General features: G+C 60.6%; 13 protein-coding genes. 6 read left to right on the forward strand and 7 right to left on the reverse strand.

Annotated features, from left to right (window positions below; translation table 11 throughout):
- Window positions 1-20: 20 nt before the first annotated feature.
- The 3 genes from OHL14_RS03870 to OHL14_RS03880 form a co-directional block, all read right to left on the reverse strand.
- Complete coding sequence (locus OHL14_RS03870) at window positions 21-1,622, reverse strand: M56 family metallopeptidase (protein WP_263378002.1); 1,602 nt, start codon at window positions 1,620-1,622, stop codon at window positions 21-23.
- Window positions 1,619-1,999 (reverse strand): BlaI/MecI/CopY family transcriptional regulator, encoded by a 381-nt coding sequence (locus OHL14_RS03875; protein ID WP_263378003.1) that lies wholly within the window; start codon window positions 1,997-1,999, stop codon window positions 1,619-1,621. The genes OHL14_RS03870 and OHL14_RS03875 overlap by 4 nt, the downstream gene beginning before the upstream one ends.
- Before the next feature lie 174 nt (window positions 2,000-2,173).
- Window positions 2,174-3,592 (reverse strand): serine hydrolase domain-containing protein, encoded by a 1,419-nt coding sequence (locus OHL14_RS03880; protein WP_263378004.1) that lies wholly within the window; start codon window positions 3,590-3,592, stop codon window positions 2,174-2,176.
- Between the two features lie 180 nt (window positions 3,593-3,772).
- Between OHL14_RS03880 and OHL14_RS03885 the strand changes: the two genes are divergently transcribed.
- Window positions 3,773-5,101 carry a hypothetical protein gene (locus tag OHL14_RS03885; RefSeq protein ID WP_263378005.1) on the forward strand — a complete coding sequence of 443 codons (1,329 nt, stop codon included), beginning with the start codon at window positions 3,773-3,775 and terminating at the stop codon, window positions 5,099-5,101.
- Window positions 5,102-5,246: 145 nt separating this feature from the next.
- Here the strand turns inward: OHL14_RS03885 and OHL14_RS03890 are convergent, their stop codons facing one another.
- Window positions 5,247-7,208: a 30S ribosomal protein S1 gene (locus OHL14_RS03890; RefSeq protein ID WP_263378006.1), complete on the reverse strand. Its 1,962-nt coding sequence runs from the start codon at window positions 7,206-7,208 to the stop codon at window positions 5,247-5,249.
- Window positions 7,209-7,569: 361 nt separating this feature from the next.
- Between OHL14_RS03890 and OHL14_RS03895 the strand changes: the two genes are divergently transcribed.
- Complete coding sequence (locus OHL14_RS03895) at window positions 7,570-8,178, forward strand: HIT family protein (RefSeq protein WP_263378007.1); 609 nt, start codon at window positions 7,570-7,572, stop codon at window positions 8,176-8,178.
- A 158-nt stretch (window positions 8,179-8,336) separates the two neighbouring features.
- Window positions 8,337-8,741, forward strand: coding sequence for a hypothetical protein (locus OHL14_RS03900; protein WP_263378008.1), 405 nt, complete (start codon window positions 8,337-8,339; stop codon window positions 8,739-8,741).
- Between the two features lie 77 nt (window positions 8,742-8,818).
- Here the strand turns inward: OHL14_RS03900 and OHL14_RS03905 are convergent, their stop codons facing one another.
- The 3 genes from OHL14_RS03905 to OHL14_RS03915 all read right to left on the reverse strand — a co-directional run bounded on the left by OHL14_RS03905 (window position 8,819) and on the right by OHL14_RS03915 (window position 12,577).
- Window positions 8,819-9,319, reverse strand: coding sequence for a nuclear transport factor 2 family protein (locus OHL14_RS03905; protein WP_263378009.1), 501 nt, complete (start codon window positions 9,317-9,319; stop codon window positions 8,819-8,821).
- Window positions 9,320-9,569: 250 nt separating this feature from the next.
- Window positions 9,570-12,449: a ribonuclease R family protein gene (locus tag OHL14_RS03910; RefSeq protein WP_263378010.1), complete on the reverse strand. Its 2,880-nt coding sequence runs from the start codon at window positions 12,447-12,449 to the stop codon at window positions 9,570-9,572.
- Entirely contained in the window at window positions 12,410-12,577 is a 168-nt protein-coding gene (locus OHL14_RS03915; RefSeq protein ID WP_263378140.1) for a hypothetical protein, read from the reverse strand. Before OHL14_RS03915 ends, OHL14_RS03910 begins: the two co-directional genes overlap by 40 nt.
- Window positions 12,578-12,745: 168 nt before the next feature.
- Here OHL14_RS03915 and OHL14_RS03920 point away from each other — a divergent pair, with 168 nt between their 5' ends.
- The 3 genes from OHL14_RS03920 to OHL14_RS03930 all read left to right on the forward strand — a co-directional run bounded on the left by OHL14_RS03920 (window position 12,746) and on the right by OHL14_RS03930 (window position 15,803).
- Complete coding sequence (locus OHL14_RS03920; RefSeq protein ID WP_263378011.1) at window positions 12,746-12,925, forward strand: hypothetical protein; 180 nt, start codon at window positions 12,746-12,748, stop codon at window positions 12,923-12,925.
- Between the two features lie 132 nt (window positions 12,926-13,057).
- On the forward strand, window positions 13,058-13,996 hold the full coding sequence (locus tag OHL14_RS03925; protein ID WP_263378012.1) for a hypothetical protein: 939 nt from the start codon (window positions 13,058-13,060) through the stop codon (window positions 13,994-13,996).
- A 166-nt stretch (window positions 13,997-14,162) separates the two neighbouring features.
- On the forward strand, window positions 14,163-15,803 hold the full coding sequence (locus tag OHL14_RS03930) for a metal-dependent hydrolase (protein WP_263378013.1): 1,641 nt from the start codon (window positions 14,163-14,165) through the stop codon (window positions 15,801-15,803).
- Window positions 15,804-15,902 lie beyond the last annotated feature (99 nt).

The following is a 15,902-nucleotide window of genomic DNA, read 5'->3' on the forward strand; positions in this document are numbered from 1 at the left end:
AGGACGATTACGATGAAGGACTAGTTGGCGAGGCTGTAGTTGACGGTGATGGTGGTGTCGACGGCGACTGGGTTGCCGTTGAGAAGGTAGGGCTTGTACTTCCACTGCTTGACGGCTTCCCATGCCGATTTGGTGAGTTCGTCGGGGCCGGAGATCAGTTTTAGGCTGGATATGTTGCCCTCCGTATCTATGGTGGCGGCGAGGACGACCGTGCCGCCGATGTGTTTGTCTTTTGCTTCTTGAGGGTAGACGGGGTTGACCTTTGAGATCAAAGCGCCAGCGATGACGTCGCCAGAGATGGGAAGATGCACATCTTGGGTTGTGTCGGTTTTAGGTGAGGTGGATTGGGTGGCCGTCGCTGTGGCGTCCACGGGCGTTGTGGTAGGGGTGAGGAAGCGGATCCTCATGGGTGCAGGTGACGCGTTGGAGTTTGCATTTGGATCGGGGGAGATGTCGGCAACGATGACCTGTGCGGGTGCGCTGTTGCCCGAGCGTGGGATACCGAGCACCATCGGCGCTGCTTGTGATGCTGCCTGTGGCGCGTCCGGCTTGATGATCGGTTGTGTCGCCTGCTGGGCGGGTGCGGCGATCTGCACGTGGAGGGCTAGGGCTGAGGTGCAGGCTCCCAGGCCGAGGGCCACGCTGAGGGTGAGGACGGCTAGGCGGCGAGCGGTACGGATTTTCGTAGGACTCTGGGTGAGGTTCATGACTCTCCTTTCAAAGTTCTCAAAGCTGTGGGCATCGAACATGCCGATGGCGTGGAGGTTGGTGGAGCGCGTCCGCTCCGAGAAGATGGCGGCGAGGCGCAGCAGCGAGTGCGCGTAGCACTGCCTGCCGTTGACTGCGTCGGCGGCGAAGGAGTCGCAGAGGATTTCGCGGCTTTCGGCGATGCGAGTGCGAGTGGCCCAGAGGAGTGGATGGAAGGCGAGAGGCAGCGATAGCAGCTGGTACAGCAGGTTCTTGGCGAAGTCGTTGCGCTGCAGGTGAGCGAATTCGTGGGCGAGGGCGGCCTCGAAGTCTTCGTGCGGCAAGGTGTCGTTCGGCAGCATCGAGCAGGGCAGCAGGAGGAGCGGGCGGTGCAGGCCGAGCACGACTGGGCCGCAGAGGTCGTCTGTGACGGCGACATCGACCTTGATGCCACCGAAGACGCGCGCGAGTCGAGCGAAGCTGTTTTCGGCGGCTCCACTCAACGAGACTGGCTTTGCGTTGGCACGCAGGCGCATGGTCTGGATGAGCGCAAAGGCGAGGCGCGCTGTGAAGTAGAGAACGACGCCGAGGTAGAGAAAACCGACGGCATCGAGCAGAAAGGTTGAGGTGTGAGGGCCTGCGTGTGCGCGCTCTGCGCCCATGGTGACGGTGACGGTCGCGACCTGCGGTGCTGGTGTCTTTGCGAAGGCACGCATGACGGAGTCTGCGAAGGTTCGCAGTAAGGCGAGGGGCGATAGCGAGCAAGCGGGAAGGGCGACCTCCAGCAGCAGGGCGGTGACCCAGATGCGGTGGGCGATGGCGGTGTCGTTGCGATCGTTGGCGCGCGCGGCCAGCCAGGCAGCGGCGAAGACGAGCGGGACCTGCCAGAGGGCGTTCAATAGATAGCTGAGCAGCCAGGCCTCGATGATCTTCATGCTTCCTCCTTTTCGTCCTTCAGCCGTGCAGTAAGTTTTGCCAGCTTCTTCGCGTCGAGCTGTCGACTTTTAAGCAGGCTCATGACGAGCTCTTCACTGGAGCCACCGAACATGCGGTCGATGAGGTCGCGGACGGCGTGACTGCTGGCCTTTTCTTCGCTGACGGTGGCGCTGTAGATGTAGGCGCGGCCGGAGAGCGAGCGCGTGAGCTTGCCCTTACGCTCGAGGATGTTGAGCATGGTCTGGACGGTGGTGTAGGCCAGCTCCTGCTCAAGGCCTTCCTGGACTTCGGTGACACTGCTGGCGCCCCGTTTCCAGATGACCTGCATGAGCTGGAGTTCGAGCTTGGTGAGGGCGGTTTTTTCGGGCTTGGGCATGGCGACTCCTAATGAGTTAGGACATTACGCCGTGACGGAGTAGTTGTCAACTAAGAGTTTAGGACTTAACTGTGATGACGGAGCTTGGAGAGTTGAGGAGTGGAGAGAGATGCTGCGAAGCCCACGTCCCAGAATCGGGACATGGGGCACCCAGTTTCTGCGTGGCTTCGGCGGCTAGGCTTTGCCGATGACGAGGAGCTGTTCGATCTTGCCGTCGGGTTCCAGGTAGACGGTGACGAGCACGGAGGTACCGCCGGAGAACGTCACTTTGTAGAGCCCGAAGGTCATGCCGCCTCGGAGGGAGGAGCTGAGCGGCGCAACGCTGGTGATGGTGCCGAGGGGGCCGAGGGTGGACTGGAAGTCGGCGAGGGTTTCTTTGTTGAAGTAGTCGTTGGTGTCGTCGGTGAAGAGGGAGCGGTCGATCTGGCTGGTCTGCAGGCCGGTGAGGATGGGCTGGAGTTTGGGAGCGAACGTGGCAACGACACCGGCGGCGGGTGAGGGTTTGGCGGGCGGCGGCTCGGGCAGGATCAGAGGCTCGATGGCAGCGGCGATCTCACTGGCGGCTTCGCTGGCGATCTCGTTGGTGAGCACGACGACGGCTGCGTGGTCGTTGGGATAGACGACGTTTTCTGCGACATAGCCGCCGACTTCGCCGCTGTGCTCGAAGACGAGGCGGCCGTTCTTCTGGCGGATGAAGATGCCGAGGCCGTAGTGTGCGTCCTTGCCGTTCTTGAGGGTGAAGCTGGTTTCGAACTCCTTGTAGCTTTCGGGCGTGAGCAGGGTGCGGTCGATGATGCCGAGGTCCCAGGTGAGCAGGCCGGAGGCGGGCATGGCGAGTTCTCCGTCGCCGAAGTACCAGCCGTCGCCTTCGAGCGGCAGCACGCGGGGCGCGGCCATGGCGTTGGACATGTAGCCATCGACCTGGAGGCGTTTGCGATCGGTGTAGGCGTTGAAGACGGTCTCCATCCGCAGAGGGGCGAGGACGCGTTCCTGGATGAACTTGTAGAGGGGTTCTCCGGAGACCTTCTGCACAATGAGGCCGAGCAGCACGTAGTTGGTGTTGGAGTACTGCCAGTCGGTGCCGGGGTCGAAGTCGAGCGGCTTGGTGGCCCACTGGCGGACGTTGGCGAGCGGGTCAACGGATTTGCGCCATGCGGGAACCTGATAGTCCTGCGGGGCGAAGTCTTCGTAGCCGCTGGTCATGGTCATGAGGTTGCGGAGAGAGACCTCGTTCGAACGGGTGAGTTCGGGGAAGTACTTGGCGACCTTGTCGTCAAGGGAGAGCTTGCCGTCCTGCTGCAGAATGAGCGCGGCGGTGGCGGTGAACTGCTTGGAGATGGAGCCGATGGGGTACTCCATCGCGGCCTCGGAGGCTTTGGGCGGCGAGACGATGGCGAGGCCAAAGGCTTTGGTGTAGACGATGGCGCCGTCTTTGACGATGCCGACGGAGGCAGAGGGTACGCCGGTTTCGGCGAGGACTTTTTTCGCGATGGCATCGACTTTGGCTTCGGTCGCGGGATCGAGCGAGGGAGCCTGCTGGGCTTGGGCGACGAGGGAAGCGGCGAGGAGCGCTGCTGCGATAGGGAGACGCATAGGGAGAAGGGTAGCACCGGGATGGGAGGCGAATCGAATCGCGGGACGGATGGGCCGCGTGGATTCAGCTTGATTCAGGAGGGTTGTTGTGGAAGCATCGGCTTGTCTTCTGCGTCCGACTGCTGCTTCAAGAAGGAGCCTTTTAGGCACGCGAGAACCTCTGCTGAAACCTCATTGACGATGACGTGGCCGTTGTTTGTCAGCCTGCTGCTGACGGCGGCGGTGGTGGCATTCGTGTGTGCTCCACCGATGACGCCGGTGCATTCGTGGGAACCGATCTTTACGCTGGCTACGGTGTATCTGATGGTGGCGGGGAGTGTTCACGCGGCTGCGGTGTGGGGCGTGTGCCGGGTGCGCGATGAGAGTCGCGGCGCGGGTGTGTGGCCGGTGGTGTGGACGGCATGGGTGGCGATCGTGTGGCTGCCGCTGATTGCGCTGCTGACGCAGGAACGGTCACCCTGGGTAGCTGCGGTGCTGCCGGTAACGGCTGTGTTTGCGACGGTGCTTCTGCGGAAGAAGGATGCTCTGAACGAGGAATCGGGCGGTAGCGCGGTGAGGATGTTCGAGAACGAGATGCCGCTGTGGGAGATTCCGCGAGCGGCTGTTGTGGCCTCAGTGGGACTGCAGATCGGGATTACGATGCTGGCGACGAGCCATGCCTGGACGGCAGGCTGCCTGCTGGCGGCTGCGGTGATCTATCCGGTGGATCGTTGGCTGGAGCGCACGAATGTTGTCGAGGGCGCGATCTCGCGGTGGCAACGAGTGTCGGCGGCAAACTCGGCAGTGGTGTGGTTGTTGATGGTGCTGGCACTGGTGCCATTTATTGCAGCGTATGCTTCGGGCGAGATGAGCACGCTGCTGGGGCTACACCCGGTGAGCCATTCGGCACAGCCTCGTGCGAGCGCGGCTGGAGCGGCAGGTGGTTTTACGGGGATTATCCTGACGACACCGAAGCGGCCGTATGAGGTGGTGGTGCCGATGGCTCTCATTGCCGGGGGTGCGGGAATCCGTGATCCACACAAGATAGCGTTCGATGGAGCGTACTGGTTCTTCAAACGACCGTATACGCAGCCGACTGCGAATGTGCGTCGGGCGCAGGGCGATCCGATTCGCAATCACATCTTCTCAACTGACAACGAGCCGCTGATGATGGAGGCGCATCAGCATTTGGATACGCCGATTTCGATGTCTTGCTGCCGGTCGCTGCGTGTTGAGGTGGACAACGCCGATAATGTCCGTGGGTCGATTGCGCTGGAGGTGCTGGTGCGGAACTCGGCGGAGAAGCATGGCGGGGCGATTTCGCTTGGGGATGAGGTGCTGCCGACGAGTGTGGCGTCTCCCATGCCGCTGAAGCGCGGGACGGTGCCGGACCATGTGACGTTTCAGCTGCCGCGAGCGGTGATGAAGGGCCGAACGTTCGATGAGATCACTGTGCGGATTCGGACGGCGGAGTCGCAGGGGCTGAGTGGGGTGAAGGTGGCGGTGAAGGACTTCGTGCTGGTGCCGTAAGGCGGTGCGGGCAACGGCAACTGCAGGTCTCCCCGCTGCGGCATAAGTGCGCGCCGCTGGTCGAGATAGCAAGCTTTTTTTGGGGGGGAGTGAAATGACGAAGGCCGCCATTGCTGGCGGCCTTCGTTTGTTGCTGGCGAGTGAGTTACTCGCTGTCTTCGTTTTCGGACTGCTTCCACTTGAGCAGGTCGCCCAAGGTGGTGCTGCCGGAGTTGCTGCTGCTGCTGGAGTTCGAGCCACCCTTGCCGCTCTTGCCCTTGCCGCTGCCTGCAGACTCCTTGTAGCTCTCGACTTCGGCGCGAGTTGCCTCTTCGCCGATGGCCTTGATGCTGAGTCCAACCTTCTTCTCTTCCTGGTTCATCTTGACGATCTTGAACTCGTGCTCCTGATCGACTTCCAGGGTGATCTGCTTGCCGGTATCGTCCACAGCTTCGGAGACGTGGCAGAGACCTTCAACACCTTCAGCAACCTCAACAAAGGCGCCGAACTGCGCGGTGCGGAGAACCTTACCCTTGATGACATCGCCGACGCGGTGCTGGGCGAAGAAGGTATCCCAGACATCGGGCTGGAGCTGCTTGACGCCAAGCGACAGGCGGCGGTTCTCCGGCTCAACGCCGAGGACGACTGCCTTGACCTTTTCACCCTTCTTGAGAACTTCCGAGGGGTGCTTGATGCGCTTGGTCCAGCTGAGGTTCGAGACGTGAACCAAGCCGTCGATGCCGTCTTCGATCTCGATGAAGGCGCCGAAGTCGGTGAGGTTACGCACGCGGCCTTCGATGACCGAACCGATCTGGTACTTCTCTTCGAGCTGCTCCCAGGGATTGTCCTGGAGCTGCTTCATGCCGAGCGAGATGCGGCGGTCGGTCGGGTTGACGGAGAGAATGATGGTGTCGACTTCGTCGCCGGGCTTGACCATCTTCGACGGATGCTTCATCCGCTTGGACCAGGTCATCTCGGAGACGTGTACGAGACCTTCGATGCCCTGCTCCAGCTCAACGAAGGAACCGTAGTCGGTGACCGAGAGGACGCGGCCACGCACCTGAGCGCCCACGGGGTAACGCTCGATGGCGTCGAGCCATGGATCAGGCGTGAGCTGCTTGAAGCCGAGTGAGACGCGCTGCTTTTCCTTGTCGAACTTGAGGACCTTGACCTGGATCTCGTCGCCAACGTTGACGAGGTCGCGGGGGTGAGTAAGGCGGCCCCAGCTCATGTCGGTGATGTGGAGCAGGCCGTCGAGGCCGCCCATGTCAACGAATGCGCCGTAGTCTGTGAGGTTCTTAACGACACCGGTGAAGACCGAACCCTCTTCGAGGGTGGAGAGCGTGACGGACTTCTTCTCGTTCTGCTCTTCCTCGAGGATTTCCTTACGGGAGATGACGACGTTGCCGCGCTTCTTATTCAGCTTGATGACGCGGACTTCTATCTCGGTGCCGATGTAGCCATCGAGGTTGCGCACGGGGCGCACCTCAACCTGCGAGCCGGGCAGGAATGCCTTGATGCCGATGTCGACAGTAAGGCCACCCTTGACGCGCGAGACGACCATGCCCTTGACGGGGGTCTTGGTGTTGGCAGCCTCTTCAAGCTTGTCCCACACCTTGTGGCGCAGGGCCTTCTCGTGGCTGACCAGATAGCCGCCCTCGGACTCCTCGCGCTCCACAACGACCTCGATCACATCGCCGACGGCAAACTTGGGCGCGCCGGTGTGATCCAGAATCTGATCCAGAGGAATGAGACCCTCGGACTTGAGACCGATGTCGACGACGGCGTGCTTGTCGGTGATCTTGACGAGCGTACCGGCCACGACAACCTCTTCGGCGGTCAGTGACTGGGCAGCGTCCTTCTCAGCGGCCTGCTCGCGGTCGAAGCTCTCGAGTGCTTTAGCGAAGTCTTCGTCGCTGTACTCGGGCTCCTCAGCGGCCTCGAGCGCGACAGGCTCGGGCATAGCGGGGATCGGATCGGTTACCGGGGCTGCGGCGTGCGCGGCAGTCTCAGGGGTGGCGGAAAGGTCGTGCGACGTTTCGGTCGCGGCATCGGGGGTGGTCGATTCAAGTGTCGTGTTCAGGGCTGTGCTCTCGGTTGAAGAAGAATTGTGGTCGTGGTCGGCCATATGGGTAATCGAATGCTCCGGGATCCAGTGTCTCTACTAGGGCTGCATCGTGGGCGATTCGCCATGAGGGCAGAAAATTCTGCCTCCAACGGAGGGATCGCACGAGTTCTTGATGTCAGCGGGAGTGAGTATTGCTTTGGAACAGAGCGGCTACGACTGGGTCCCGCGCGCAGGGGCTCTCTGTGCAAGTGTAGCAGTGCGGTGATGGTGGGTCAACGAAGTCAAGCAGATCAAGCACGTATTAACGATAGGGAAATGTCTTGCTGCGTAATGGACGGTCGAGTACCCCCTCAGGTTGCAAGATTTTTGGGGCTGGGCGATCTTCGAGCGGAGAGCGCCGGTGCCGTCCTATACTGCGAGGATGAGCGCGGACGAGAGGTCGGGTGGGGAGCGTCTCTGGACGCCATGGCGTTATGCCTATGTGACGGGGGACCGAGGTGGTCGCGAGGGGGTGCCGGAGTCTCTGGCGGCCTGGCCGGGAGACCATCACTGCGTGTTTTGCAATGTGATTGCCGCGGCCGATTATGCGATCGCGCACGGTATGTCTCCGGACGAGGCGGAAAAAGCGGTGTGGATCCTGGAGCGCGGACAGTATGGATTTCTGATGCTGAATGCTTTCCCGTACAACAGCGGCCATCTCATGGCTGTTCCCTATGCGCACCAGAGTTCGCTGGCGGCTTTGCCGCTGGAGGTCGCTGAGGAGCTGATGCGTATGGCGCGGCGGGCGGAGCGGGCGTTGCGTAGCGTGTATAAACCGCATGGGCTCAACCTGGGGATGAACCTGGGGGCGCCGGCGGGAGCTGGGATTGCGGAACACCTTCACCTTCATGCGGTGCCGCGCTGGACGGGCGATAACAACTTTATGGCTGTTCTGGCCGAAACGCGGGTACTTCCCGAACTGCTGGACGATTCCTGGAACAGGATTCGCAAGGCGCTTAATGAGAATTCTTTCGAAAGAAGCATCTTCTAGCGCGGTATAGTTGTCCTCACAGTTGCATAGATCTCTGCTGCAAGCTGCCTCCTGAAAAATCTGTTCGCTTATCGCAAGAACTTTGTAAAGTTCGGGTCACTCGCGACCGATGAGTAGCATCACAGTTTAGGTACGGCAAATACCAGCGGAGAAATTTCATGAGTGACACCACGTTCGCACGCACGTTCCCGTCTGATCGCCTGCAAGCCACCGCGGCGAATACTCCCCGACGCACGATGCACGGCAGCGGGGGATGGACGTTGCCCTCACAGTTTGGAGCGTTGCGCCAACCACAGGATGGAGCTCTAACGAGCGGCATCACGAATGGAACCTCGTCCATACGCCCCATCGATGGGCGCTCCTATACTTCGGTGATGGAGGCTGACGATGCCCGGCTGAATGGCTCGCTTCGTTCGCTAGCTTGCCGTGTGAAGGGCCTGAACGTTCGCCCGGCACTGCCATCCGACCTGACGCAGTTGGATACGCCCGCGATGGAAGTTTCCCTGAAAAAGGTACCCGAAGCGAGCGGCAAAACAGCCTCGGCGCGAACTCAGGTCGCCTAAATACGGCAGTAAGTTCACAAAAGAAGAGGTCGGGACTTCCCCGGCCTCTTATTCTTTTTGCTCCAGATTCAGCTTTGCTACGGTTGGGTACCCTCGACGGAGGCGCGCTGACCGAGGTGTCCGCCGGGGCGGACGTGAGTGGCTTCGAAGCTGGTGATGCGCCATGTGCCGTTGGGGAGCCGCTGATAGACCTTCACATAGCGGAAGGCACCGTTGAGTGGCTTTCCTTCGCTGGTAGCGTCGAGCTCTGCGAGGGAAGTAACGATGGCGATGTGGCCGAGCAACTTGATCTTGGACTCGGTGGTGTCGAGCTTGACGAAGCTCAGCTGGCGGCTGCGCAAGCGGTCGAGTTGCTGGGTTTTGGTAAGCAGATCGCCTGAAGCGGTAATGCCGAGATAGTCGTCCGAGAGCAGTTTGTCCAGAGCCGCGACATCGCCGGTGAGCATGGCCTGCGACCATTGGTGCTCGAGGTCCTCGACCTGCTCGCGTTCCATTTTCTTGGGTGGATGATGTCCGTTCTTGTGCGGATTTTGCGCCGCCAGGCCGAACGTTACACAGGCCAGTAGAAGGCCTGCCAAGATCCGGGAGGTTCGCGATGGCGTGCGAGGACTCATCAATGTACCGGATACTATGCTGCTATTGAGCGACGCGTCAAAGCATGTTTTGCGCTGCAGCCAAATGCGCTGGTTGTGATGTTTCCTCATGCCATCTCCCCGTTACTACATCAGACGATGATCCACCGGCGATTGCTACCGGAGGTGAGGGCTTCCTTTTGAAATAGGATGCGCGCGGCGAGAGAGAGGTCATCGGAGAACCGAACACACGGAATCAACGGGCTTTTCGTTGACGCTTCTTGGCCGTGGCGGCGATCTTTTTCTTCTCTTTCTTCGTGCCGCCGGAATTCTTGTCTTTGGACTTGGCCTTCTTCGCGTCTGTTTTACCGGAACGAAGCGAGGGACGGGGTGCGCCAGTGTTCGCGAGGGGTTCAGTGCCGGGCAGGAGAGCGAATTGCAGGCGGCGCTGTTGGCGGTCGATGCGGTCGAGGATGACTTCGACCCGCTGGCCGAGAGAGAAGACGTGGCCGGTACGGCTGCCGACGATGGTGCGGTCGGTGTCGCGGAAGCTGTAGAAGTCGCCGGTGAGTGAAGGCAGAGGGACGAGGCCTTCAATGAAGAGTTCGTCGAGTTCGACGAAGAAACCGTATTTGGTGCAGGAAAGGATGGTGGCGTGGAAGTCGTCGCCGATGCGGTCCTGCATGAATTTGATCTTCTTCCACTCGATCAGTTCGCGCTCGGCGTCGGCGGAGCGGCGCTCGGCGAGGGAGGATTCGGTGGCGATGTCGGTGAGTTCTTCGGCGGCGATGGGCGGTTCGGGTGTTTGGGCTTTGCTGTGATGCGTCGGCGAGCCTACTTCGTGTGTGTGCCGCTTCTGGCGGGACGACACGCTCTGCAAATAACTCTGCGGCGATTTGTGACGACGGTCGAAGTCTGCCTGCCAAGGCTGCGGATCGGTGGAGGTGATCGGGCCGCCGAGCGGGTTCGCATCGCGGCGGAGCATCGCTCGCACCAGGCGATGCACGATGAGATCTGGATAGCGGCGAATGGGTGAGGTGAAGTGGGTATAGCTGGGGCTGGCGAGAGCGAAGTGGCCTTCGTTCTGCTCGGAGTAGCGGGCCTGCTTGAGCGAACGCAGCATGAGGTAGGCGAGGATGCGCTCCTCGGAGGTGCCGCTGATGCGGCGGACGAGCTTCTGGTACATCTGCGGCGTGACGGGGATGGACTCGGGGATCTCGTGTTGTTGCGGAGCGCGGGAGTCTTTGCCGCGGAAGGATTTCTGGCGAGAGTCGCGGCGATCGGACTTCATGGTGAGCTTGCGCACGGGCAGATTGCCGAGGCCGAGCGAATGGCCGAAGGTGGCGGCGGTCTCTTCGAAGTCGACGATGCGCTTGGGGTCCGGCATCTCGTGGATGCGATAGATAGAGGGGATGTCCTGCGATTCAAGCCAGGTGGCGACGCACTCGTTGGCGGAAAGCATGAACTCTTCGATGAGGCGATGCGACCAGCCACGCTCCGAGCGGACGATGGCCTTCATGTTGCCGTCGGGGTCGAACTGGACGATGGGTTCGGGCAGGTCGAAGTCGATGGAGCCGCGACGGACGCGTTTCGCATTGAGGCGTAGCGCGAGTTCAAGCATGGCGTCGAAGGCTGCGGGGAGTTCGGGCTGTTCGAGGGCGATGCGTTCGCGCTCGGCAAGGTCTTCGGCAGAGGGTTCAGGGGTTACGGCGGTGTATTTGTTCCAGTGAGCTGCAGATGGGCTGGCGTTGATGCAATGCTGCACGCTGGTGTAGGTCATGCGGCGCGCAGAGCGAATCAGGCCTTCGGCTACGCGGTAGCGGACAATCTCGCCGCGAGCATCGATCTCCATGATGCAGCTGAGGACGAGGCGATCCTCGTGCGGCAGCAGCGAGCACATCCCGCTGGACAGGGCGTGCGGCAGCATCGGCACTGCGCGGTCCGGGAAGTAGACGCTGGTGCCGCGCATGCGGGCTTCGGTGTCGAGTGCGGAGCCGGGGCGGACGTACCAGCTGACGTCGGCGATGTGTACCTGCAGCTCGGTGTTGCCGTCGGGCAGGTCGCGGACGAGTACGGCATCGTCGAAGTCGCGGGCGGTCTCGCCGTCAATGGTGACGATGGGGAACGAACGGAAGTCTTCGCGGTCGGCGAGGTCCTCAGTAGATAAGGTGGCGACGGTTTCGAGCGCGCGGTCGGTGGCTTCAGCCAGGACGGCGGCGGGGAAGGTGTGCGGAATATGGTGCTTGCGGATGATGATCTCGACGTCGACGCCGAAGGCATCGGGTGGGCCGAGAACTTCGATGAGGCGTCCGCGAGCGGGGCGGCCGGGCGTGGGGAAGGCCGTGATCTCTACATCGACGGCCATGCCTTCCAGCGGGAGATCGGGGTTGGCTGGCTGATGCTGCAGGGTTTCGCGGGCTTCGTCGCCCAGCATGCGGTGGGGCGTGTCTAATTCGGCTGCGATGACCTCGTCGCCATCGGGTATATGGATGGAGCCTGTGATGCGCTCGTCGAGCGGGGTCACGTAGTTGCCGGCGAGTGCTGATGGATCAAAGCGGCGACCATGGGGACGGGCGTAGTGAAAGATGCCGACCACTGTGGGGTTGCGACGCGTAAGCACACGGGCGACGCGGCCGGAACGCCGGCCATCGCGGCTGGGTGGAGCCTCGTCCACGAGGACGAGATCGCCTTGCATGGCACCGTTGATCTCGTTCGGCGGGATGAAGATGTCGTCTGTTTTGACCGAAGAGGTGGTCGCGGAGGATTTATCGGGGCGGACAAAGCCGAATCCGTCGCGGTGCAGGTCTAGTCGGCCGCTGACTAAACGATCGCGTCCCGACCGAACGGCCGCCTCGAAGCCGTTAAAGCGGCCTTTAGACGCAGTACCTTGGTCGACAGTCGCTATATGTTTCGACTTTTCGGGGCTAGTGGGTAGTGCCCAGGCGTCCTCGCCTGCGCGGATCAATTCACCTCGAGCGACCATGCGTGTGAGCTGCTCCACAAGCAGCCGCCGTTCTCGTCCACCGCCGAGACCGAGCTCGCGCACGAGCTGTTTATAGCCAGCCCTTGATCCTGCGGAACGGCTGATTCTATTGACTAGATCGCGATCGGAGCGTGGATAGGGGGAGCGTGCCATCGTCTGCTGTGAGGATACGCGGTCTGGACGGTGATGTCTGCTGCGCCGGGGCGGGGGGACGACCTGCGGTAGGTTACCTGCTTGTTGGTGAAGTTACCAAAAGCGGTAATGAAGGAAGCAAAAGGCACGATTACCACCATGACTGAGGTAATGATTACGGAAGAGCCCTGGCCTATCCTCTTCTGGCATATGGACTTAGCTGATCTGGATCAATAGATTGAAGTTCAGCAACGGGACAACGTTGTGACCCATTAGTAACAGCGACACTTGAAATTATCTGCCAAGGAGAACCTACCATGAAGAACAACATCGTCCGCCTCTTCGTCCTGACCCTCACGATTGCCGGTTTCACCGCTGCTTCGGTTTCCGCTCACGCTCGCACGATCAACAAAGCTTCGGTTGCTCCTCTTTCGGTAGTTGGTGGATCTCAGACACTTTGCGCACCGAACGATCCGACTGCTTGCGGCCTTCACTAAAAAGCGGTGAAGCGGCCTATACAAGTAGGCATAATGCGCAGTATCGCGTGAAAATATCTTTCACGGCACTATGATTTCCCACGGTTCAGCCTCATACTAAAGCGAGGCTGCTTTACTCTGGGGGAACATTCGATGGACACGATACTGGAATACGCAGATATATCGTTGTTGATTGCAAGCGTCGTCATATTAGCAGTTATGTGGCGAAAGCAATTGATCTCGAAAAATCGTGCTCTCGCCAGCTATCTCGTCGCTGTTTTGACGATGTTGGCTATCGAAATCCCGATCATGTTTTTCCGCAAGTCTTTAGGGATCGAAGTCCACCTTGCCTATCGAGTCCTGTTCTACAGCACGCAGTTTCTTTCCATCGTTCAGTCGGCGTTGATCCTCGCTGTTATCTATAGCGTGTTCAACGCCGCAATGCGCCCACTCAAGGGACTTCAGCGTATGGGCAAGCTGATCTTCAAGTGGGTTGCCGGTGTATCGGTTCTGCTTGGAATCGTGATTGCTCTCGGCCCGCATGTATTCGCTACGGGCAGCCCGTCGACGATTGCAGTAACGACTGTGATTGAACGTGCTCAAGAAGGTATCAATGTCCTGACGCTCTGCCTTCTGCTTTTTGTCTGCGTGGCGATCAAGCCATTGGGTCTGACGTTCCGTAGCCACATTTTCGGCGTGGCCCTTGGCCTTGGGGTGATCTCAATGACGGAACTCGTTCAGGCCACCTGGTTCTGGACTGTCGGAGCTCATTCCCTCTACTCGCCTATTTACGCGGTAAGTGCGATTGGTTATTTCGTAGCATTTTCTGCGTGGGGCTTATATCTCGCAGTTCCCGAACCTGCTCGCAAACTTATTCTGCTGCCGACGACTTCTCCGTTCTTCCATTGGAACCGCATCGCCGAAGCTTTGGGCGATGCTCCAGGTAACGTGGCGATTGGCTTCAACGCCAGCATGATTTCCCCCATTGAGACGGAGATGATGACGGCGATGAGCAAGAGCAATCGCGAGCGTGAGGCGGCAGCTGCCAAGGCGGAGGCTGAAGCGCAGGAAGATTCGTTCATCGCTTCCTAGTCTCCTGATTCGTGGCTTCAATCCTTACTTCCCTATAGCTTCTTCTCGCTCCTGAGACTTGCACGCGCTACACTGCTTGCATGTTCGCCATGACAATCGTGTTCGCTCGTGAGAGGAGACTCTGCGAGTTGCCGAGCTATCGATCTGATCGGAAGAGGATGACTCGATGGAGCCGGTAACCCATGCGTTGACGGGCGCCTGCCTGTCTCGAGCTGGCTTCAATCGTCGTGCCGCGTATGCCACGCTGACCATGGCAGCCGCTGCGGAGATGCCGGACATCGACACGGTGTGGAGTTGGCGCGGGCCGGTCGAGGGCTTTGCGCATCATCGTGGCATCACGCACACGTTTGTGGCGCTCCCCGTTGAAGCGGCGATTCTTGTCGGAGCCGTCTATGCGCTGCATCGGTGGCGAAGGTCGCGCGCCGGGTATGACGGGAAACCGCTTACGCGCGTCCCGGTGCGCTGGGGAGTTTTGTACGGTTGCGCGCTGGTGGGGCTGCTGAGCCATTTACTGCTGGACTATACGAATAACTACGGACTGCGGCCGTTCTATCCGTTCGATACCCACTGGTATGCGGCGTCGATTGCATTCATCTTCGATCCTGTGATCTTTCTGTTGCTGGCGTTTGCCCTGTTGCTGCCATCGGTGTTCAGCCTGGTCAGCGCTGAGGTAGGAGCGAAGGAGAAGCCGTTTCGCGGTCGCGGTCTGGCGATTGCGGCGTTGCTATGCATCTGCGCCTGGTGGGGGCTGCGCGCGATTGCGCATCAGCGTGCAGTGGAATTTGGAATGTTGCAGACTTACGATCTGGAACACCTGCCGGTAGATACGGTGGTGCCGCTGCGGCCGTCCAAGCTGAGTGCGAGTACGGGAGGGAACGCTGGCTCGGAGACGGAGCTGATTGCGCCGCCAACGGAGTTCCTGCAGGCGCGGCGGGTGCTGGCAAGCCCGAACCCGCTTGATCCTTTTCGCTGGGCGCTGGCAATCGATTATGGCCCGGTGTATCAGCTGGCGACAGTGGACGCGCGTACCGGAGCGATTTCGACCGGCGATGTGAGCTATCCCAAGCTGGCTGTCGATAGCGCGATCCGCGCGGCGGAGATGAGCCCGCTGGGACGGGTGTATCTCGATTGGGCGGAGATGCCAATTGTGACCGAGGACGCGCCGGTGCAGGGAAACTATGGCCGGCTGACACGACGGGTGGTGATGAGGGATCCGCGCTTTATGGGGGACATTTCCTGGCTGCGACTGTCGCAGACTACGCCTCTGACGGCGACGATGACGGTCGATGAGGCAGGCAAGGTACTGCGTGAGTCTCTCGATGGCCGCCGAGAGCCGCCGGGTCGAGGACCGGTGTATGAGGCCCATCTGTCACTGCCGAAGTTTGGTTCCGATGCTGCGCCTGAACCGGCGCAGCAGGTGGTCAAGGTGAAGCCCATCGCGGCGGCTCCGGTGTCTCCGGTGCAGCATGTGGCGGTTCTGCCAAAGCTGGATCTGCCAGCGACGGAGACGGCCAGCGTGGCACCTCCGGTGGCTCCGGTGCCGAAGGCTGTGGCTCCGCCAATAGAAGCGAAGCCTGTGCCAGCGCCCGCAAAGCCTGTAGTGGTGGCTCCGCCCATTGTTCCCCCGCCGGCGAAGGCTGCCAAGGTGCAGCCGAAAGTGACAGACGGTAGGTCGGACGCCGCAAAATCCGATGCGGTCACGCCGGATGCTGTAAGGCTGGAGCCTCCAAGGCCTGCCGCAACGGGGCAGAAAGGGCCGATCGAGCGCTTTCGGAACTGGCTGCATTGGCTGGCGAACGGTGACTGAGGAGCCGCATGAGAATTGCCTGCGGGGACGAGGCGTGATCGTGAACCTGTTCCTCGCAGCCGACTGAAGTGTGGCCGTGCCCAGCAGTCACGCAATGTT

Origin of the sequence: Granulicella paludicola (genome assembly GCF_025685545.1) — a bacterium.
Taxonomy (GTDB): domain Bacteria; phylum Acidobacteriota; class Terriglobia; order Terriglobales; family Acidobacteriaceae; genus Granulicella; species Granulicella paludicola.

Coding starts and splice junctions, on each gene's coding strand:
- OHL14_RS03870 (WP_263378002.1), bottom strand. CDS start 1,622: ATGAAGATCATCGAGGCCTGGCTGCTCAGCTATCTATTGAACGCCCTC.
- OHL14_RS03875 (WP_263378003.1), bottom strand. CDS start 1,999: ATGCCCAAGCCCGAAAAAACCGCCCTCACCAAGCTCGAACTCCAGCTC.
- OHL14_RS03880 (WP_263378004.1), bottom strand. CDS start 3,592: ATGCGTCTCCCTATCGCAGCAGCGCTCCTCGCCGCTTCCCTCGTCGCC.
- OHL14_RS03885 (WP_263378005.1), top strand. CDS start 3,773: ATGACGTGGCCGTTGTTTGTCAGCCTGCTGCTGACGGCGGCGGTGGTG.
- OHL14_RS03890 (WP_263378006.1), bottom strand. CDS start 7,208: ATGGCCGACCACGACCACAATTCTTCTTCAACCGAGAGCACAGCCCTG.
- OHL14_RS03895 (WP_263378007.1), top strand. CDS start 7,570: ATGAGCGCGGACGAGAGGTCGGGTGGGGAGCGTCTCTGGACGCCATGG.
- OHL14_RS03900 (WP_263378008.1), top strand. CDS start 8,337: ATGAGTGACACCACGTTCGCACGCACGTTCCCGTCTGATCGCCTGCAA.
- OHL14_RS03910 (WP_263378010.1), bottom strand. CDS start 12,449: ATGGCACGCTCCCCCTATCCACGCTCCGATCGCGATCTAGTCAATAGA.
- OHL14_RS03920 (WP_263378011.1), top strand. CDS start 12,746: ATGAAGAACAACATCGTCCGCCTCTTCGTCCTGACCCTCACGATTGCC.
- OHL14_RS03925 (WP_263378012.1), top strand. CDS start 13,058: ATGGACACGATACTGGAATACGCAGATATATCGTTGTTGATTGCAAGC.
- OHL14_RS03930 (WP_263378013.1), top strand. CDS start 14,163: ATGGAGCCGGTAACCCATGCGTTGACGGGCGCCTGCCTGTCTCGAGCT.